This is a genomic window from Agromyces protaetiae (assembly GCF_004135405.1).
Taxonomy (GTDB): domain Bacteria; phylum Actinomycetota; class Actinomycetes; order Actinomycetales; family Microbacteriaceae; genus Agromyces; species Agromyces protaetiae.
Map to the genome: position 1 here is coordinate 143,184 of NZ_CP035491.1, position 19,882 is coordinate 163,065.

General features: G+C 70.1%; 18 protein-coding genes. 7 read left to right on the plus strand and 11 right to left on the minus strand.

The window, feature by feature from the left end; genetic code table 11:
* Positions 1-3: 3 nt before the first annotated feature.
* A complete protein-coding gene (locus ET445_RS00695) occupies positions 4-843 on the minus strand; it encodes an SDR family oxidoreductase (protein WP_129187913.1) in 840 nt (279 codons plus the stop codon).
* 77 nt (positions 844-920) lie between these two features.
* On the opposite strand from ET445_RS00695, the gene ET445_RS00700 reads away from it, so the two are divergent.
* Positions 921-1,496 carry a TetR/AcrR family transcriptional regulator gene (locus tag ET445_RS00700; RefSeq protein WP_165314249.1) on the plus strand — a complete coding sequence of 192 codons (576 nt, stop codon included), beginning with the start codon at positions 921-923 and terminating at the stop codon, positions 1,494-1,496.
* 31 nt (positions 1,497-1,527) lie between these two features.
* Here ET445_RS00700 and ET445_RS00705 read toward each other — a convergent pair whose 3' ends face one another.
* A complete protein-coding gene (locus tag ET445_RS00705) occupies positions 1,528-2,733 on the minus strand; it encodes an MFS transporter (protein WP_129187917.1) in 1,206 nt (401 codons plus the stop codon).
* 79 nt (positions 2,734-2,812) lie between these two features.
* On the opposite strand from ET445_RS00705, the gene ET445_RS00710 reads away from it, so the two are divergent.
* Entirely contained in the window at positions 2,813-3,133 is a 321-nt protein-coding gene (locus ET445_RS00710; protein WP_129187919.1) for an ArsR/SmtB family transcription factor, read from the plus strand.
* A gap of 20 nt (positions 3,134-3,153) precedes the next feature.
* Here the strand turns inward: ET445_RS00710 and ET445_RS00715 are convergent, their stop codons facing one another.
* Positions 3,154-3,597 (minus strand): MarR family winged helix-turn-helix transcriptional regulator, encoded by a 444-nt coding sequence (locus ET445_RS00715; protein ID WP_129187921.1) that lies wholly within the window; start codon positions 3,595-3,597, stop codon positions 3,154-3,156.
* 110 nt (positions 3,598-3,707) lie between these two features.
* On the opposite strand from ET445_RS00715, the gene ET445_RS00720 reads away from it, so the two are divergent.
* Positions 3,708-6,896 carry an efflux RND transporter permease subunit gene (locus tag ET445_RS00720; RefSeq protein ID WP_129187923.1) on the plus strand — a complete coding sequence of 1,063 codons (3,189 nt, stop codon included), beginning with the start codon at positions 3,708-3,710 and terminating at the stop codon, positions 6,894-6,896.
* Positions 6,897-6,958: 62 nt separating this feature from the next.
* On the opposite strand, the gene ET445_RS00725 is transcribed toward ET445_RS00720, so the two are convergent.
* The 5 genes from ET445_RS00725 to lepB all read right to left on the minus strand — a co-directional run bounded on the left by ET445_RS00725 (position 6,959) and on the right by lepB (position 15,000).
* Positions 6,959-7,519 carry a DUF2165 domain-containing protein gene (locus tag ET445_RS00725; protein WP_129187925.1) on the minus strand — a complete coding sequence of 187 codons (561 nt, stop codon included), beginning with the start codon at positions 7,517-7,519 and terminating at the stop codon, positions 6,959-6,961.
* 55 nt (positions 7,520-7,574) lie between these two features.
* Positions 7,575-10,976: a caspase family protein gene (locus ET445_RS00730; RefSeq protein ID WP_129187927.1), complete on the minus strand. Its 3,402-nt coding sequence runs from the start codon at positions 10,974-10,976 to the stop codon at positions 7,575-7,577.
* Positions 10,977-11,006: 30 nt separating this feature from the next.
* Positions 11,007-12,914, minus strand: a complete 1,908-nt coding sequence (locus ET445_RS00735) for a CHAT domain-containing protein (RefSeq protein WP_129187929.1) — start codon at positions 12,912-12,914, stop codon at positions 11,007-11,009.
* The gene (locus ET445_RS00740; protein WP_129187931.1) at positions 12,911-14,203 is read right to left on the minus strand and encodes a CHAT domain-containing protein; all 1,293 of its coding nucleotides are present in this window, start codon (positions 14,201-14,203) and stop codon (positions 12,911-12,913) included. Before ET445_RS00740 ends, ET445_RS00735 begins: the two co-directional genes overlap by 4 nt.
* Before the next feature lie 86 nt (positions 14,204-14,289).
* Complete coding sequence (gene lepB, locus ET445_RS00745) at positions 14,290-15,000, minus strand: signal peptidase I (protein WP_129187933.1); 711 nt, start codon at positions 14,998-15,000, stop codon at positions 14,290-14,292.
* Positions 15,001-15,086: 86 nt separating this feature from the next.
* Between lepB and ET445_RS00750 the strand changes: the two genes are divergently transcribed.
* Complete coding sequence (locus tag ET445_RS00750; RefSeq protein ID WP_129187935.1) at positions 15,087-15,491, plus strand: VOC family protein; 405 nt, start codon at positions 15,087-15,089, stop codon at positions 15,489-15,491.
* Between the two features lie 25 nt (positions 15,492-15,516).
* Here the strand turns inward: ET445_RS00750 and ET445_RS00755 are convergent, their stop codons facing one another.
* Complete coding sequence (locus ET445_RS00755) at positions 15,517-16,446, minus strand: LysR family transcriptional regulator (RefSeq protein ID WP_129187937.1); 930 nt, start codon at positions 16,444-16,446, stop codon at positions 15,517-15,519.
* 77 nt (positions 16,447-16,523) lie between these two features.
* Here ET445_RS00755 and ET445_RS00760 point away from each other — a divergent pair, with 77 nt between their 5' ends.
* From ET445_RS00760 to ET445_RS00770, 3 genes are read left to right on the plus strand one after another with little or no spacing between them, the layout of a single operon-like run.
* Positions 16,524-18,251, plus strand: coding sequence for an L-aspartate oxidase (locus ET445_RS00760; RefSeq protein WP_165314250.1), 1,728 nt, complete (start codon positions 16,524-16,526; stop codon positions 18,249-18,251).
* A 57-nt stretch (positions 18,252-18,308) separates the two neighbouring features.
* Positions 18,309-18,650: a RidA family protein gene (locus tag ET445_RS00765; protein WP_129187939.1), complete on the plus strand. Its 342-nt coding sequence runs from the start codon at positions 18,309-18,311 to the stop codon at positions 18,648-18,650.
* A 55-nt stretch (positions 18,651-18,705) separates the two neighbouring features.
* Positions 18,706-19,365, plus strand: coding sequence for a hypothetical protein (locus tag ET445_RS00770; protein WP_243695270.1), 660 nt, complete (start codon positions 18,706-18,708; stop codon positions 19,363-19,365).
* 8 nt (positions 19,366-19,373) lie between these two features.
* Here the strand turns inward: ET445_RS00770 and ET445_RS00775 are convergent, their stop codons facing one another.
* Positions 19,374-19,727 carry a hypothetical protein gene (locus ET445_RS00775; RefSeq protein ID WP_129187941.1) on the minus strand — a complete coding sequence of 118 codons (354 nt, stop codon included), beginning with the start codon at positions 19,725-19,727 and terminating at the stop codon, positions 19,374-19,376.
* 9 nt (positions 19,728-19,736) lie between these two features.
* Positions 19,737-19,880, minus strand: coding sequence for a hypothetical protein (locus tag ET445_RS17065; RefSeq protein WP_165314251.1), 144 nt, complete (start codon positions 19,878-19,880; stop codon positions 19,737-19,739).
* Between the last annotated feature and the right edge of the window lie 2 nt (positions 19,881-19,882).

The following is a 19,882-nucleotide window of genomic DNA, read 5'->3' on the forward strand; positions in this document are numbered from 1 at the left end:
GACTCAGCCCTGGGGCAGCTTGATCGCGCCCGAGCGGACGCCCGCGACGGTGCCGCCGTCGACGAGGAGATCGGTGCCCGTGATGAACGACGCGTCGGCGCTGAGCAGGAACGCGGCGGCGTTCGCGATGTCGGCGGGCGTCCCGATGCGGCCGGTGCCCGAGCCGGAGATCATGGCACGCATGCCTTCTCCCGACTCGCCCGCGAGCTCCTGCTGGCCCATGGGCGTCGAGATCACGCCGGGGCTGATCGTGTTCACACGGGCGCCGCGGGCGCCCCACGCGAGGCTCGCGGCCTGCACGCGCACCTGATTGCCGCGCTTGGCGATGCTGTACGCCGCACCCGCGTTGGGGAGCGCGCCTTCGGCGAGGAACGGCAGGCCGAGGAGGTCGTCGGTCGGCGTGAGGGCGAGAGCGGCTTCGAGTTCGGCGGGGAACTGCCCGATGCCGAACGTGCCCGCCATGCTCGCGATGACGACGCCTGCGCCGCCGTCGGCGATGACGCGGCCGAACTCGTCGAGGCTGTAGGCGACGCCCGCGAGGTCGACGTGGAGGATCGCGGCGGTCGGCGCCTGCACGGGCGAGAGCCCGGCGGTGTGGACCACCTTGACGACGGGCCCCAGTGCAGCGGCGGCATCGGCGAGCGCCGCGACCGACTCGCGCGACGAGACATCCACCTTCTGGGCGGTGACGTCGAACCCGTCGCCGCGCAGCGCCGTCGCGACGCGCTCGAGCAGCGCTTCGTTGAAGTCGCCGAGCACCACCTTGTGCCCCGCTCCCACGCGCCGGGCGATGGCTTCGCCCATCCCGCCGACGCCGATGACGACCAGCACTCCGTTCGACATGATGCTCCTTCGCAACATTTACAAGACACTTTGTCTCGTTATACGGAATGCTACTCCTCCCCGGCTACCGTGGACGCATGAGCGAGCCCGCGAGAGGACGACCGCGCAGCGAGCGATCGCGCCGCGCGGTGCTCGACGCGACGTCGACGCTCCTCAGTGAGTCCGGCTACGAACGCCTCACGATCGACGGGATCGCGACCGCCGCGGGCGTCAGCCGCCAGACCGTCTACCGGTGGTGGCCCGCCAAATCGGCGATCGTCGCCGAGGCGGTCGTCGAGGGGGTCATCGCACTGCCCTCGACACCGCCCGCGCCGACGGGGCATCCGCTCGACGACCTGCGCTCGTTCCTGCGCACGCTCGTCGCGACGAGCGCCGACCCCGCGAACGCGACGCTCGTGCGGGCACTCGCCGCGGCAGCGGCCGACGACGCACCCGGCGCCTCGACGATCACCTCGACCGTGACCGCCCCGACGCGAGACGAGCTCGCGAGCCGAATCGCCGCGGCGACCGCGGCCGGCGATGTACGCGCGAGCCTCGATCCGCGGATCGCCGCGGATGCGCTCCTCGGTGCCGTGCTCTTCCGCACGCTCGCGCACATCGAACTCACGCCCGAGTACGCCGACGCGCTCTTCGACGGGCTGCTCGCCCGCTGACGATGCCGTCGGCAGGGCCTCAGCACAACGCCTACGCGCGAGCCCGCACCCGCAGCAGCGCCGCCGCCGCGGCGAACACGATGACCGCGACGCCGTACCCGTAGGCCGTGACGCCGAGCGTCAGCACCGGCACGAGAACGCCCGCGAGCACGGCGGGCACGCCGAAGGCGAGATACGCCACGGTGTAGATCGACGCGAACACCTCGGCGCGCTGGCCCGGCTCAACGGCGGGAGCGATCGACCGCAGCACGCCCATGAACGCCGTGCCGAAGCCCGTGCCCGCGACGATCACGGCGACGAGATACGCCGGCAGCGAGTGCAGCGCGAGAGCGGCGAGGGTCAACGCCGTGCCCACGGCGAGCGCGCTCGTGCCGTAGATCGTGATCTGCCGGGCGCTCCGCTTGCGGATGAGGAACGCCGCGACACCGCCCGATCCCGCGAGGAGCGAGATCGCGAGGCCCTGCCAGAGGTGGTCGGCGACGCCGAACTGGGTGCGGACGATCGAGGCGCCGAGCGAGAGGAAGAGTCCGCCGGTCGCCCAGCCCGCGAGCACGGCGGGCGCGCTCACGAGGAAGAGCCTCCGCACGGGGGCGGGGATCGCGACGCGCGGGCGGAGCGAGGCCGCCCACCCCTCGTGCCGCGGCCAGGTCTCGGGGGCGAGCCATGCCGCGCCCGCGAGGGCGACGAAGGCGACCACGAGCGGGGCGAAGACGACGAGGAGCGGGTCGGCCGCGACATCCAGCACCGCACCGGCCGCGATCGCGCCGATCGCGAGCCCGGCCATGGGGGCGACCGAGTTCCAGACGGCCGCCGATCCCGGCCGGTTCGCGGGCTCGAGGTCGGCGATCGCGGCCGACAGCGCAGACAGCAGGATGCCGCTCGCGAGCCCCTGCAGCGCGCGGGCGCCGTAGAGGAGACCGACGGAGTCGGCGTGCCAGAAGAGGAGCACGCTCAGCGCGAGGACGGCGAAGCCCGCGCTGATGACGGGCCGGCGCCCCAGGTGGTCGGAGAGCGAGCCCATCGTGAGGAGGGCCGCGAGGAGCACGACGGCGTAGACGGCGAAGATGCCCGTGATGGTTCCGGGGTCGAGACCGAGACGCTGCTGCAGCACGGGGTAGAAGGGCGACGGCGCGCTCGCTGCGGCCATCATGACGGTGATGCCGGTGATCGCGAGCGCGAAGCCCGTGCGTGTGCGGCTCGTCTTCTGCTCCGGTACCGCGGTGAGCGTGTCGGTCATTCGCGACTCCAATCGTTCTAGAAGATTCGAACAATCGGATGTCCCAGACATTCCCAGATTCTTCAAATAATCTCGAACCGTGGCTTCCGCCGTCGACCTTCCGCACCCCGCCGCGAGCGACATCACGCTCGGCGGCATCCTCTTCGCGCTCAGCGATCCCGAACGGCTCGCGATCGCACGACAGGTCTCGGGCGGACCGACAGACATGGCGGCCTGCGCGGCGACCGACCCCGACATGCCGAAGTCGACCCGCTCCCACCTCTTCAAGGTGCTGCGCGAGAACGGCGTCATCCGCAACGAGCCGAACGGCCGCCGCCGCACGATCTCGCTCCGCCGCGACGAGATCGACGAGCGCTTCCCGGGCCTCCTCGACGCGATCCTCGGCGCGTCGGCCGAGTAGGCAGAAACCGCGAACCGGCGCTACTCCGAGATCGCCCGCAGGATCGCGCGCATCCCCTGCGCGAGCGCCGCGAGGTCGTCGACGGGCACCCGCTCGAGCACCTCGCGCCCGAGCTGTTCGCGGCTCGACGAGAGCCTGAGCACGATCTCGCGCCCGTCTGCCGTCGCGTGGACGAGCCGCACGCGGTGGTCGCGCTCGTCGAGCACGCGCGCGACGAGTCCCTGGGTCTCGAGCCGGTCGACGATGCCCGAGATCGTCGCCATCGAGACGCCGAGCTCCTGCGCGAGCCGTTGCCCGCTCATGCCGTCGGAGACGACGAGCATCGTGAGGAGCTTGAGCTGCTGGATCGTGAGGTCGATCTCGAGGAGCGAGCGGACGAGCGAAGACAGCGAGGAGTTCTCCATCGCCTGCCCGATCGCCTCGATCTCGCCGAGGAGTTCGGCGCGCTTCGCGTCGTCGGTCACAGGTTCACCGTAGCGCCGTCATTCCCAGTCGGGACACAGCGAGACTTGGTTAGCCTCGACCTAAGCTTCGCGCGAAGCGAAGCATCCTGTCTGCCGGAGGCCACCCACCCATGTTCCGCTTGGCGAGATTCAGTCTCGCGAACCGCGCGCTCGTCGCCCTCGTGACCCTCGTGATCACGGGCTTCGGGCTCTTCTCGATGACCCAGCTGAAGCAAGAGCTCATCCCGTCGATCGAGTTCCCGCAGTCCCAGATCGTCACCGTCGTGCCGGGCGCGAGCCCCGAAGTGATCGACGAGCAGATCGGCCTGCCGCTCTCGAAGGCGCTCGAGGCGATCCCCGAGGTCGAGTCGGTCGTCGCGACATCGTCGTCGAGCGTCTCGACCATCTCGGTCGCCTACGCGTACGGCACCGACGCGAAGGAGTTCCAGGCGTCGGTGCAGGACGCCATCGACGGTCTCGAGGGCGTCCTGCCGTCGGATGCCTCGCCGCAGGTCCTCGCGGGATCGAGCTCGGCGCTGCCGATCATGTTCCTCACGGCGTCCTCGGCAGACCGCACTCCGGCCGAACTCACGGCCGACCTCCGCGATGTCGTCGTGCCGAAGCTCGAGGGCATCGAGGGCGTCCGCGCCGCGACCGTCTCGGGCGCGCAGACCGAGCGCGTCGTCATCACGCCCGACCTCCAAGAGCTCGGCGCCCTCGGCATCTCCCCCACGGCGATCTCCGACGCCCTGAAGGCCAACGGCATGACCCTGCCGATGGGGTCCATCGCCGAAGACGGGAGCCTCCGGCCCGTGCAGGGCGGCAGCGCCATCGTCTCCCTCGACGACCTGCGTGCACTGCCCCTCGCGTCGACGACGCAACCCGGCACCGTCGCAGAGCTCGGCGACGTGGCATCCGTCGACGTCGTCGCAGAGACGCCCACCTCGATCACGCGCACGAACGGCGACGAAGCGCTCTCGGTCATGGTGACCGCGACGCAGGACGCCGACATCGTCGCCGTCTCGCACGCAGTGAACACGGCGCTCGACGACCTCCGCGACGAGCTCTCCGACGTCGACCTCACGGTCATGTTCGACCAGGCGCCGTTCATCGAGGAGTCGATCCAGCACCTCGCGATCGAGGGCCTGCTCGGCCTCGTCTTCGCGGTCGTCGTGATCCTCATCTTCCTGCGCTCGGTGCGGCCGACCCTCGTGACGGCCATCTCGATCCCGCTCTCGGTGCTCGTGACCTTCATCGGGCTGAACCTCGGCGGCCACTCGCTCAACATGCTGACGCTCGGCGCGCTCACGATCGCGATCGGCCGCGTCGTCGACGACTCGATCGTCGTCATCGAGAACATCAAGCGGCACCTCTCGTACGGCGAGCGGAAGCAGCACGCGATCCTCGCGGGCGTGCGCGAAGTGGCCGGCGCCATCACGTCGTCGACCCTCACGACCGTCGCCGTGTTCCTCCCGATCGCCGTCGTCGGCGGACTCGTCGGCGAGCTCTTCGCGCCGTTCGCGCTGACCGTCACGATCGCGATGCTCTCCTCGCTCCTCGTGTCGCTCACGATCGTGCCCGTGCTGTCGTACTGGTTCCTGAAGCAGCCCGGCGGTGCCGGTGACACAGCGGCGGATGTCTCGGCCGACGCCGACGCCAAGGTCGCCGCCGTCCGTGCCGAGGCAGAAGCGAAGGAGCGCAAGTCCTGGCTCCAGCGCGTGTACACGCCCGTGCTGCGCGGCACGCAGAAGCATCCGGTCATCACGCTCGTCGCGTCGGTGCTCCTGCTCGTCGTGACCCTCGGATCGGCGTCGTTCCTCAAGGTCGACTTCCTCGGCTCGACGGGGCAGAACTCGCTCACCGTGACGCAGGAGTTCCCGGCCGGCACCGACCTCGACACGATCTCGTCCGGGGCATCCGAGGTCGAGGACGCGCTCCTCGCGGTCGACGGCGTCGAGGACGTCATGCTGACCGCGGGAAGCGGCGGCGGCGCGATGGCGATGCTCGGCGGCGGGTCGACGTCGGCGACGTTCATCGTCAACACCGACAAGGGCGCCGACCAGGTCGCCCTCAAGCAGGACGTGCGCGACGCGCTCGACGCGATCGACGGCGCGGGCGAGATCGCGCTGGCGGATGCCTCCGCCGCGGGCGGCTTCGGCGGCACGGTCGACGTCCAGGTCAGCGCGCGCGGCGAAGACGAGCTCGCGACCGCCGCGAGCGCGGTATACGACGCCCTCGCCGACACCCCGAAGGCCGCCGCGGTCGCCTCGAACCTCGCGCCTGCGCAGCCCATCGTGCAGGTGACGGTCGACCGTGCCGAGGCGCTCCGCCAGGGGCTCACCGAGATGCAGGTGCTCGGCATCGCCGCGAACGCGCTCTCGCCGCAGTCGGTCGGCAAGATCACGCTCGACGGGGAAGAGCTCTCGATCTTCGTGAACACGACGACCCCGCCTGCGACCGTCGAGGAGCTCCGCGACGTGCTGCTCCCGACCGCGGCGGGCTTCGCCCCGCTCACGTCGGTCGCATCCGTCGAGGAGGTCACCGTGCCGACCTCGATCACGCGCGACGGCGGCGACCTCACCGCGACGATCTCGATCACGCCCGACGAGGGCGAGCTCGGCGCCGTGACCGCCTCGGTCACCGAGTCGCTCGCAGACCTCGACCTGCCCGAGGGTGCGACCGCCGAGATCGGCGGGCTCGCTGCGACGCAGGCGGAGTCCTTCGGCCAGCTCGGACTCGCGATGCTCGTCGCGATCGCGCTCGTGTTCATGCTCCTCGTGGCGACGTTCCGGTCGCTCGTGCAGCCGCTCATCCTGCTCGTGTCGATCCCGTTCGCGGCGACCGGCGCGATCGGGCTGCTGCTCGCGACGGGCACGCCGCTCGGCATCTCGGCGCTCATCGGCATGCTCATGCTGATCGGCATCGTCGTGACGAACGCGATCGTGCTCATCGACCTCGTGAACCAGTACCGCGAACAGGGCCAATCGGTCGCCGACGCCGTCTTCAACGGCGCGCGTCAGCGGCTCCGGCCCATCCTCATGACGGCGCTCGCGACGATCTTCGCGCTCACGCCCATGGCGCTCGGCGTCACGGGATCGAGCGGGTTCATCTCGCAGGACCTCGCGATCGTCGTCATCGGCGGCCTCGTGTCGTCGACGCTCCTCACGCTCATCCTCGTGCCGGTGCTCTACCGGCTCATCGAGGGTCGGCGCGAGCGCAGGGCCGCCAAGCGCGCGGCGCGCGCGGGCGAGGCGGGCGTCGCGGCGGCGGCGGCTTCGCCTGAGACGGCACCGGACGACACTCCGGTTCCGGCCGTGTAGCTCCGCACGCACGGCGTACGCGGCGGGCGCCCGGTCCTCGGATTCGGGCGCCCGTCGGCGTCTCAGCTCTCGCGCGCGGCCCACGCCGGGTTCGGGATGTGCACGAGCACGAGCGCGAAGAGCGCGAGCACGCTGTTCTGGAACGCCGGCGCGAGCCCGTTCCACGCGGTCGACATCCACATGTCGAACCACTCGCCGCCGACGTCGATGAACCCGCCCATGAACAGCAGGATGAGCATGAGGAGCCCGATCGTCGACAGCGCCCGCGCCCGCCGGTAGCCCTTCCCGCGTTCGACGATCCAGAACACGAACGCCGTCACGAGCACGATCGTCGTGAGCGTCTCCCAGACGATGAGCACGACGTAGGCGGCGTTCTGGATGCCGGGGTCGGTGATCGCGCGCCACATGATGCGCGGGTCGAGGTGGGTGCCCTCGGGCTGCCCGAAGTTCGTCGTGTCCATCGAGAGCACGTGCTGCACGAACTGCTGGTTCGTGCCGAAATCGGTGATGTTCCCGAACGCGACGAGGAGCAGGTAGAACCCGTTGAGGCCGACGAGCACGGCGGCCGCGACGGGGAGGGTGCCGAGTGCGAGCACGCCGCGAGGTCGGGGTTCGTCTGCCATGTGCTCATGCTGGCACGGCTCCCGCGCGGGCGGAACAGCCCGAACGACCTGCCGATCACGCATCGGGCGGTACGTCGCCGATCGCCTGCGCGAGTTTGCGCAGCGTCGCAGGTGTCCGGAAGTAGCTCAGGTGATCGCTCGGGAGGATGTCGGAGACAGGCGGGCGGATCGCCCACGCCGGGAAGCTCTTCGCGCTCACGACCGACACCGCGATGTCGTTCGGCTGGCCGAAGAACGGAAGGTCGGTCGCGACCCTCATGAGCTTCGCGACCAGCCGCTTCACCGTACCCGGGTCGGCCGTTTCGACCAGCGAGCGGTCTCCGACGATGACGTGGTACTGCACTCCGGGGTCCTGGCCGTGCTTCTTCAGCTCCCGATAGAAATCGGAATCCGGCGCGAGGTCGTCGAGTCCGGCGTCGACCCGCTCCAGAGCGCCCACGAGCCATCCGACAACCGCCACCGGCCACGCCGTGAAGGCGAACGCATTCGCCGCCAGGCCGAGCCCCGTCGTCGCCCAGTCTTGAACCGTCGGCCACGGCGAGCCGGCGTTCGGGGTGCCGAACGTGACGAGGGTCGACACGTCGACGCTTCGCTCGACTTCGATTGCGTACCGCGAGACGAGACCGCCCATCGAGTGCGCAACGATGTCGAGCCGCTTCCCGTGTCCCGTGCCGAGTCCTGCCGCCACGAGTCGCTTCGCGAGCGCCTTGCCGGTGTCGGCGATCCCGGTTCCGATGCTCTCGTAGTCGAACGTCAGGATGACGTCGAACCCCGCGCCGACCGGAGTCTCTCCCGCGGCGAACCGCGAACTCCTCGCCATCTCCTTGGTGTCCCCGATGATGCCGTGCACGTAGAGCAGCACCGACCGGGCGGCGGCCACGCGCCGTCGGACCTCATCGGGATCCCGCTCATACTCGACCTCGCCGTCATCGGCGACCGTCGCGACCTGGAGCAGGGGGTAGTCGTCGCCGATGCCCAGAGTCTCCCGGATGAGTCGGCGGAACAGGATCCGGATGGATCCGAAGAGGCTGCGAGTGGTCGAGACCGGCTCGGGGAGCCGCTGGATAACGATCTCGGATCCAGCTGCGGTCGCCCGCCCGAACCCCAGCGGGATGTAGAACTCGCCGTCCCACGCGAACGGAAGCACCCGCTCGTCGTCGCCGAGGCTGCGGTCGAGTTCGAGCACGAGGGGTGATGCAGGCGTGACCGCGTCGAGCCCGGATGCCCCTCCGCCGAACTCGACGACGACGGAATCGAGCTCGGCTTCGCCGCCGCGCGTCGCGACCAGGCCGAAGGGTTCGATTCCGTCGATCTGCAGCGCCGCCGGCACGGGGGCCGCCCCCAGGTCACGCGTGGCGTCCGACGCGTGGGTGAGCCGCAACGTCGCCTGCAATCCGGGGTGCGGTCGCACGCGGACGCCGTCCGCGATCTCAACGGTGCGCACGGGGTCGACTTCAACGCCGTCTCGGGGACGCACCGCGGTCACCTCGACGTCGATCGTGAACCAATCCGCGATCTCGGACCCGCCCGCAGGCTCTGCGCGTCGCGTGCCGACCCTCCGCATGAGGCGGTCGAGCGTGGACTTCGGGGACTCGCCGCCGCCGCGCGTCGCGACTTCGCGCTCGGGGAGTGCGGTCGGGTCGAGGTCGTCCTGCACGACCGTGCGCGGATCGAACTCCGAAGTGCTGACGACGAGCTTGAGGAGGTCGGTCACCTCGGTCCTGCCTCGTTCGAAGAGCCGCTGCGGCACAGTCGCCTTGAGCTCGATCGCCTTCTCCTCACCGCCCTGGAGTTCGAAGTAGCCGATCGGGTCATCGCAATAGACGCCGAAGGTGTCCGTCAGGTCGAGCAGCCCGATGAACAGCGACCGCTCGGCGGTATTGGCCACGGTCACCGTGTACTCGGCCGGGCGGGGACGGCCGTCGTCACCCGCGACGTACTCGAAGCGGTACCGCCCGTCGACCTCGGTCTGCAGCCGGCCGGAGCCGTCTGGGAGCGGCTTCGACTCGCCTGACACGGTCACGGCGACGACGTCATCCGGTAGTCGCGTGGCCCCGTTCCGCAACGCCGCGACCCGCGACCACCGGGCGAGGTGCTCGAGCATCCCGATCGTCTCCTCCGGCCCCAGGGCCGATGGGCACAGGTCCCGCTCGCCTACGGACCGCCGCACGCGGTACCGGTCTGGGAGCGCGTCGACTCGAAGCTCGGCCGCCGAGAAATCCGTCGTCTCAGCGACGAGCAGCGGACCGTCCGTGTCTCGGGCACGGAGCGCGTCCCGAAGCGCGGCGACCCGCGCGACATCCCCGTCGATCGCGACGCGGATCGGCGACACCGGACTCGCGATCACGATCGCATGCAGACCGTCCACGTCCTCGAGCGCTGTCCCCGCATCGAGTTCGATCGTTGAGTCCCCGACCCGGACCTCCGTCACCCGTGCCGTCGCGACGCGTTCTCCACTCACTGCGAGCACGCCGACGACGGTGAACTCGCCCCCGACGGGAGCGACGATGCCGTGCACCTGCCCTCCGTCGATGACGAGTTTCGCACCGGCCCGCGTCACCACGAAGTGACCGGGCAGGGGCGCGATCGCACCGTCGAGGAAAGTACGGTCAAGGTCTTCGGCCGCCGACGTCTCGAGCTGGGGGTTCTGCTCGCGTACCGAGGCGCGCACGCCGGCGCTCACGCGTCGGTGGATGTCTCGATAGCTCGACCCTCCGCCGGAGGTGCTGAGCGCCTGGTGAAGCGCGACTGACATCGCGCCGCGCGCCTTCCCTTCGTGGGTGACCTCCTTCGACGTCTCGTTCGACCGGCACCCCGAGAGCAGGACGTGGCGCGGCGAGCGGATCGCCCACCCGCTGTCGCCCAGTACCGCCGGCTTCGAGACCGCTGCTCCGCCTTCGGCGACCCGCGCCGCGCCGGGCAGGAACGCCTCGATGGGCCGCGCCCTGCGATCCAGGGGCGCCCGACGAATCGCCGTACCGTCCTCGAGGGGCCCGCGTGTGCCGCTGCCCGAATGGCAGCAATCGAGCACGACGAGCACGTGCGGCGAGCTCGCCTCCGTCTCGCTCAGCAGCACCGCGAGTTCCTTGTCGGCGAGATCCCACTTGCCGGGCGACCGACTGTCGAACAGCACGAGCGTCTCGTCGAGGTGGTCGGGCTCGATCGACCAGAATTCCTGGGGAGCCGACTCCTGCGATCCATGGCCGCTGTAGTAGAAGAGCGCGACATCCCCTTCGCCCGCCTGCCCGAGATGGCTGCGGAACGCGTCGATCACCTCGTCCCGGGTCGCCTGCTCATCGACGAGACGCAATGGGTGGAAGGTGTCGCCTGCAGACGCGACCCGAGCGCTGAGCAGCGATTCGATCGCGTCGACGTCGTTCTTGCACCCCGCAAGGCGCGGCACCGGATCCGGGTACTCGTCGATTCCCACCAACAGCGCGAACACCCGTTTGCCCATCGTGATACCTCCGATTCGGTCGTGCGGATGTCAGGTCGTGGTCGTGATCGACGGACCGATGCCGCCCTTCAACTTGAACGCGGGGTCGCCGTAGAGGGCGTACGACGCCCAGGTGATGCGATCGGATTGGGCCTCTTTCGACTTCAGCCGGGCGCTTCGCAACGCCTCGCCGACCCTCCGCCCCTCTCCGATCAGGCTCCGGTAGAACTCGCTCGCGAACATCCGCGCGGTGTCGTCGAACACCGGCCAGAGCGACCCGACGCATGCCCGGGCGCCGCCGTACACGAAGGCCGACGCAAGCCCCTGGGCCAATGCGACGGTGCCGCTCGTCCCCACGTCGCCTTGCGAGGGCGCCCGACTCGACTCGCACGCGTTGAGGAACACGATCGGGTTGCCCTCGAGGAGGCGTCGCACCCGTTCGGCGTAGAACTTGTCGCCGCCCGGCAACAGCAGATAGCTCGGATCGAGGTTGTTGCGGTCGTACCCGGCGTGGCCGGCGTAGTGGATGATGTCGTAGCCGCCCGGCATGCCGAACTCGTTGGTGAGCCGCTCCGCCGTGATCTCCTCGCCACGGACGACCGTGATCTGGGCGATCGATGCGCGCAAGACGGCGAACAGTTGTTCGATCTCGGCGATCTCCTCCCGCGCCTGCGGCAGCTCATCGTCGGGAGCGGAGTCGATGAGCAGGACTCGCAGCGATGTCGTCGACTCGCGCTGGGTGTCTCTGCTCCGGCGGGGGAAGGTCTGGCCCGCCGGAAGCCTCGAGAACATCCGATCGAGGCAGAGGTACTCCTCCCCGTCGTGGAGGAGTTCCCAGGGGAGCTCGGGGTTGTTCGACGTGATGGTGAGCGGGAACCCGTCGGTCTCCGCGATGAGCCGCTGCATCGCATCGGGGATGAGCAGCGCGTACATGCGCCTGCCGACCAGTTCGAGGCGTCGGTCGGGCGGCAGCTTCGCGATGTCCTCCAACGGGATGCCGGCGATGTCTTCCGGTCCGTCCACTGCCGCGGCGGGTCCGAGCACGGGCTCCGCCCGACGCGTCGGCGGGTCGGCCGCGGACCTGATGTTCCGCACGGCACCGGCGGCGATGTCGTCGATCGTCTGACGGAACAGCGCCTGATCGCTCGCGTAGATCTTCACGTGCTGGTGGAGGTTCGTCTCCTGGACGCGCGCGTAGCGCGGGCGACGCACGAGAACCGCGTACGAGACATCCTTCTCGACCTGCGCTTCCGAAATGAGGATCAACTCGACCCGTCGGTCCTGCCGCTCGTCGATCATGGCGGCCTCGTCAGCCCGCCCCTCGATCGCCTTCGTCCGGTCCTCGAACGACTTGGGGTTGTCGAGCCCGACCCCTTGGAGCAGAGTCGTGAGGCGGCCGAGCGCGACGGCGACGGTGTCCCATCGTCCGGAGAGCACGTCAGCGTCGCTCGCGAGCATCATCCTGACGCCTTCGGTCGCGATGCGGATCTCCGCCTCGTCGATCTGAAGCCCGAACTCCGTGGCGCGCGCGACCGCGGCCCGGAACCGGTTGAGCGGGAGTCGACGGGTCGCTCGCTCCTGGTCGAGCTGGGTGATGTAGTCGTTCGCGGCTGCACGTTTCGCCTCGAGGTCGACGAGGGACTGCCTGGCCGCTTCCCACCGCGGCGCCGCCAGCTCGAGCTCCAACGCGTCGACGAGCTGAGCGCGATCCGCAGACGGGCTCGCGATCTGCTCGACGAGCAGGTCAGCGCGAGCGAGGATCGCCGTCAGGCTGTCGACGAGACCCTGTTCGGCCCCGACCGAGACCAGGCGGGTCCGCCCCAAGTCCTCGATGACTGCGCGGAGGTTCGCGACGAGCAGGTGATCCTTGTTCAGGCGATCCGTGGCCCGGGCGATACGCTCGACCGAGACCCGCCTCCGCACGGCGGACGGCGTCCGGGTCCCGACCGACGCACTCATCGTCTCGTTCCGTTTCCGAGGCGGTCGACCTCGTCGTCGAGGACCGCGATCTGGTCACGGATGAAGCTCGGGAGCGCCTCATCTTCGACTGAACTCCACTGTTCTTTGAGCGCTTGAAGGTTCGAGACCTTCATGTCGAGGATGATCTGATCGGCGCTGCTCTCGGGCTCGGTGAGCGCGAGCACTCCGCGCTCGACCGCGTCGGTCGCCGGTGCGGATGCGCTCGGCGACGGCACCACGAGCGGCGAGGGGTCGCCGATGAAGGCGACGGGCAACGCCCACTCGTCGGCGAGCGAGCGCGAGAAGCCCACCTGCTGGGCGCGCCCCGACGCGACCGCTTGGTCGATGGTCGCTCCCGCGGCCAGCGCCTGGTAGAGGCCGCGGAGGAAGTCCGCGCACCCGCTGTCGGTGATCTTGCCCCGCATGCCGATGACGTTCGGCATGACCGTTGCGATCCCCGCCGCGACGAGATCGGTGTCGCATCCCGCGAGCACGAGGAGGCGCGCGCGGACCGGCGACTCCTCGATGGCGTCGCGAAGCTCGGCGGCGGTGATCTCCTCGGGTGCCGTGTTGCCGCGGACCACGAGATGCTGCGTCCCACGACGCACCGTGAGGCCGCTCGCGAGGATGTGGACGATCGACGCATCCGGCCGGCTGAGCCGGCCGAGGAGTTGCCGCTTGTCGATGTCGGCGACGACGTCGATGTGCGTGGGCGAGAACCGCTCCCGCAGGATGAGCGGATCCTGTTGCTGATCGACTCCGACGTCGGTGGTCAGAGCGAGCGCTCGCAGGTCTGCGGGCGCGACTCCGGCGGGCGCGATCGTCGCGTCGCCGTACTTGCGGGGCGTCTCGCGCTCTATCGCCCACCCGTCCGCGAGCGCGAACGGCCGCGGAGACGACGGAGAGTCCCGCATGAGTTCCCACGGCAGCGCCTGGATGTTGGGGTCGGGGCTGCTGATGACGAGGCGCAACCCGCGTCCTCCTCGCGCGAGACTCACCGCTTGCGCCCACGCACTGCTCAACGGCCCGGCGAAGAGCGCGCCGAAAAGCGTCGAGCCGAGCCGCTCCGAACCGGTATCGCCGCTCGTGTACGCGTTCGCGGTCTGCGGCGCGTCCTCGATGCTTCCTAGGCGGGTGTCGATCTCGACGGCGGCCGCCAGTGTCACCCCGTCGACGGTGGCGCGTGCTTCGCGTTTCGAATCGGACATCCGATCGATCTCGACGACGAGTCGGACCCCCTCGGTTTGGGGTGCGAGGTACTCGGAGACGTCGTCGGCAGAGATGATCATCGCTCCCCCAAGCTCTGAAACCACCTGTACGACCAGTGTCGCCCCTCCGTCGAATGCCGCGCAATAGCGGCGATTCGTGCGCACGCTCAGCGTTCGTCGGCGGGCACGTCCTCGAACGACTCGGGATAGTTGTCGAGCCACGCCCAGTGCGACGTCGGCCAGCTGACGACGAACGCCCGCCCGACGACGTCCTCGACCGGCACGTATCCCTTCGAGGGTGTGTCGTCCTGGTAGCGCGAGTCGAGCGAGTGGTACCGATTGTCGCCCATGACCCACAGCGCGTCGTCGGGCACGGTGACGTCGAAGTCGGTGCCCGATGCCCGCGGATCGTCGGGTTCGTGCACGACGTACGGCTCGTCGACGGGCATGCCGTTGACGCTCAATCGGCCGGATGCGTCGCAGCACACGACATGGTCGCCCGGAAGCCCGATCACCCGCTTGACGAGATGCTCCCCCGAGTCGGTCGGAATGACGCCGATGAGCCCGAGGAACACGTCGATGACGGCCTCCGCAGGCGCCTTCTCGACGCGCGGCGGCGGCGGGAGCCATCCGCCCGGATCTCTGAAGACGACCACGTCGCCGCGCTCGAGCGCGACCGTCTCGGGCACGAGCACGTTCACGAGGATGCGGTCGTCGACCTCGAGCGTGTGCGACATCGACTGCGACGGGATGAAGAACGAGCGCAAGAAGAAGGTCTTGACGAGGAACGACACCGCGACCGCGACGAGCGCGATGATCAGGATGTCTCGGAGGAATCGCAGCGCGCCGCGTCGCCCCGAAGCCCCCATCGCCCCCATGTTGCGACCCTAGGGCACGTGGGCGGCCGGCCGGCTGTGATTGCGCTGCGAGCGATCGTGTCGGCGGCTCGCCCTACGATGGCCGGATGCCGCTCTTCGATCACCTCGGCCTCAGCGTCGAAGACCTCCCCCGTTCGATCGCCCAGTTCGACCCCGTCATGCGGGCCCTCGGCTGCGAACGCGCCGACGGCGACGACTCGGTCGCGTGGTCGCTCGGCGAGGAGGAGCTCATCCTCTTCCCCGCCCGCGAACCCGGCACCGGCCCGCACCGGCACGGACGCGTCGGATGGCAGCACCTCGCGTTCCCCGTCGACTCGCGCGAAACGGTCGACCGGCTGCACGCCATCGCGCTCGACGCCGGGTGGACGGCCGTCCGCGACCCGAAGGTCTACCACCGGTTCAGCGACCGCTACTACGCGTCGTTCGTCGAGGACGACAACGGCATCCGCTTCGAGTTCATGTTCAACCCGCCGCGCGAAGCCGGCCTCTGAGCGAGCAGCGCCCGGCTCGACCATCTCACCCGGCCGCCGGCCTCATCGTGGCGCCGGCGCGATGGGCGAACGCGACCGCCGTGGCGGCGATCGTTCGGCGCATGACCTCGATCGCGGGCGACGACGAGACATCCGATGGCCGCGCGAGGCTGATGGTCCGCCGGAGCGAGCTCTCCTCAAGGCGCACGGCTCGCAGTCCCGGGCGGTCGACGAGCACGAGCGCGGGCACGACCGCGACCCCGAGTCCGCGTTCGACGAACCGCAGCACGGCGTCCATCTCGGCGCCCTCGAGCACGACACGAGGCGTGAGCCCGGCGGCCTCGAACGCGGCGTCCGTCGCGCTCCTGAGGTCGTAGCTGGGGCTGAAGACGATCTGCGGAAGGCCGGCGACCTCTGCGAGCGCGATCGTCTCGCCCGCCGTGATCGGCGGGTTCGACGCCGACGAGATGACGACGACGTCTTCGACGAGGAGCGGTGTGACCGCGAATCGGTCGGATGTCTCGGGGTGGGAGGTCGTGATGAGCGCGAGGTCGAGCTCGCCCGCGGCGAGCTGGTCGAGCAGCGCGTTGGAGCCCTGCTCGGAGAGATGGAGCTCGACCCCGGGGTGGGCGCCGTGGAACGCGCTCAGCACCTCGGCGACGAGGCTGATGCAGAGCGTCGGTGTGGCACCGAGGCGCACGCGGCCGTGTTCGAGGCCGGCGAGCCGGGCGAGCTCGCGCCGCACGGAGTCGGCGTCGGCGAGCATGCGGCGCGCGAGCGGCAGCAGGGCTTCACCCGCGACGGTGAGCGTCGCGCCACCGCGGCCGCGGTGGAAGAGCGGCGCACCGAGTTCGCGTTCGAGCGTCGCGATCTGGCGACTGAGCGAGGGCTGCGCGAGGTGCAGCTCGTCGGCAGCCTCGGTGAAGGTGCCGAGGCGGGCGATGTCGACAAAGCCCCGCAGCTGGTCGAGATTCATATCCATAGCCTATTCGCATGGAATATGCATGAAAGATGCATTGGAGGAATCGAACGGCGGCGCTTAGCGTCATCCGCATGACCGAACGCCAGATCTCCACGACCGTCCTCGTCATCGGCACGGGCGGCTCCGGCCTCCGGGCCGCGATCGAACTCGCCGAGGCAGGCGTCGACGTGCTCGCCCTCGGCAAGCGCCCCAAGTCCGACGCCCACACCGCCCTCGCCGCGGGCGGCATCAACGCGGCGCTCGCGACGATGGACGCCGAGGACACCTGGCAGCAACACGCCGCCGACACCATCGAGGAGAGCTACCTGCTCGCCGACCCGCGCACGGTCGAGATCGTCACATCGGGCGCCGCACAGGGCATCGACGACCTCGAACGCTACGGCATGCCGTTCGCCCGCGAGGCCGACGGCCGCATCTCGCAACGCTTCTTCGGCGCGCACACCTACCGGCGCACCGCGTTCGCGGGCGACTACACGGGCCTCGAGATCCAGCGAACCCTCGTCAACCGTGCCGCACTCCTCGGCATCCCCGTGCTCGACACCGTCTACGTCACGCGCATCCTCGTCAACGACGACGGCGCCGTGTTCGGCGCCTACGGCTTCGATGTCGAGACCGGCACGCGCTCCCTCATCCACGCCGACGCCGTCATCCTCGCCGCAGGCGGCCACAACCGAATCTGGCGGCGCACGTCGTCGCGGCGCGACGAGAACACGGGCGACTCGTGGCGCCTCGCGGTCGAGGCGGGCGGACGCGTGCGCGACCCCGAGCTCGTGCAGTTCCACCCGTCGGGCATCATCGAGCCCGAGAACGCGGCCGGCACGCTCATCAGCGAGGCGGCCCGCGGCGAGGGGGGCATCCTCACCAACGCGCTCGGCGAGCGCTTCATGGCGAAGTACGACCCCGAGCGCATGGAGCTTTCGACGCGCGACCGCGTCGCGCTCGCCTGCTACACCGAGATCAAGGAGGGCCGCGGGACCCCGAACGGCGGCGTGTGGCTCGACGTCTCGCACCTGCCCCGCGAGACGATCATGCAGCGCCTCCCGCGGGTGTACCAGACGATGCTCGAACTGCAGATGCTCGACATCACGAAGCAGCCGATCGAGATCGCGCCGACCGCGCACTACTCGATGGGCGGCGTGTGGGTGCGCCCCGAGGACCACTCGACGGATGTCCCGGGCCTGTACGCGATCGGCGAGGCATCCTCCGGCCTGCACGGCGCGAACCGGCTGGGAGGCAACTCGCTCATCGAGCTGCTCGTCTACGGACGCATCACGGGGCGGGCGGCCGCTGCGTACTCGGCCTCCCTCGACGCCCAGAAGCGGTCCGCGGCGGCCGTGCAGACCGCGCGCGACGAGATCGACGCGCTTCTCGCGTCCGATGGATCCGAGAACGTGCGCGCGCTCCAGCGAGCCATCCGCAACACGATGACCGAACGCGCGGGCGTCGTGCGCGACGAGCAGGGTCTCATCGCCGGCATCGCCGAGCTCGACGAGATCGAGGCGCGCATCGCCGACATCGGTGTGCACCCCGACATCGCCGGCTACCAGGATCTCGCGCACGCCTTCGACTTGAAGTCGGCGGCACTCGCCGCGCGCGCGACCCTCGAAGCGGCGCTCGCGCGCCGCGAGACGCGCGGATGCCACAACCGGAGCGACTACCCCGCGACGGATGCCTCGCTGCAGGTCAACCTCGTGTGGTCGCCCGAGCGCGGCGTCGAGCACGAGCCCATCGCGCCCGTCCCCGACGAGATCGCCGCCCTCATGCGCGAGGTGTCGACGGTCGGCAAGCTCGTCGAGTAACGGGCGGTTCGAGGCCGATAGCCTGGACGGCGCCCCCACCACGCAAGAGGAGTCCTCGTGAGCATCACCCGCATCCAGCCCGGCGCCCGCATGAGCCAGGCCGTCGTCCACGGCGGCATCGCCTACCTCGCCGGCCAGGTCGCGGCAGGCGCCGACGTCGTCGAGCAGAGCCGCGCCGCGCTCGCGCAGGTCGACGCGCTGCTCGAAGCCGCGGGCACCGACAAGTCGAAGCTTCTGACGGCGACGATCTACCTCGCCGACATCGCGACGTTCGGCGACATGAACTCCGTGTGGGACGAGTGGGTCGACGGCGAGAACCCGCCCGCCCGCGCGACCGTCGAGGCGAAGCTCGCGACGCCCGAGTTCTTCGTCGAGTTCCAGGTCACCGCGGCGATCTGACGCGCATCCTCGTGCGCCTCTTGCGCGAGGCGCGTTCTCGCTGAACCCTGGGCACATGCGCTCAGCCGAACCGATGCCCGGCAACCCGTGGCCGCACGACATGGTCATCACCGTCGACGACGACTCGCAGGCGGTCCTCGACCTGCTGTGGGTGCGCGAGGCGTGGGAGCTCGAGCCCGTCGGCGACGACCTGCCACCGCGGCTCGCGCACGGCCCCGCGCGTGTGAGCGAAACGGTGAGGGCGGATGCCTCGGCCGACCCCGTCTCTTGGCAGCAGGCCTGGCCGGGGCTCTGGCAGGCGACCCTCGCGCACGCCGCGCGGCCGCATGACCCGTGCGTCTTCGAGGCGCTCGGGCGAACCGACGACGGATCTCCCGAACGGCGAGAACTGCTCGGGCGACTCATCGGTCCGCGAGCCCGCGAGGACTTCGGCGAACCGGCCTTCGCCGATCCCGCCTATCTCGAGTGGACGCACGCTCGATTCCAGGAGCACATGCTCCGCCGGCCGCTCAACGCCGAGGACCAGCCCGAGCGGCGCTCGCTCGACGCGCTCATCCGCGCGTGGCGCGCCGGACTCGAGAAGGTGGTCGCGATCCCGTGCGTCGGCACGTTCACGCGCATGCTCGGACCGCACACGCTCCTCGTGACGGGCGAGACGCGGCGCGATCCCGCGAGGTATGCCGAGGCGCTCGCGTGGTTCGCCGAGTCGCGCTGAGCCGGCGCCTATCCCAGGATGAAGGGCCGCAGCGCCCACACTGCGTAGTACCCGGCCCCTCCGACGACCGCCGTGATGACGATGCCCGCGAGGGCGCCCAACCATCCGCGCCGCCCGAGCAAGAACGCCGCACCCGCCGCGATCAGGACGAGCGCGCTCCACACGATCGCGGGCAGGATGCGCGCATCGCCCGCGCACCCCGCCGTCGGCGGGAAGATCGCGGCGCACACCACGCCCGGCGCCGTCACCGGCAGCGCGAGGTTCCAGATCCCGATGAGCGCGACCGCTGCGATCGCGAGGGCGACGACGGAGGCGAACCATGCGGATGCCTTCGCCGCGACCCGAACTTCGGTGTTCGTCATGGGTGCAGCCTACCCAGCAGGCCGAATGGCACTCGCCCACTCGGCGGCCGCCAGGTCGTTGTCGACGCGGGCGAGCCGGTTCTTCCGCCGCTTCGCATAGCGGGCGTTCGTCGCCGCCGAGCGCTTGGCGGGGAACCTGCGACGGGTGGGCACGG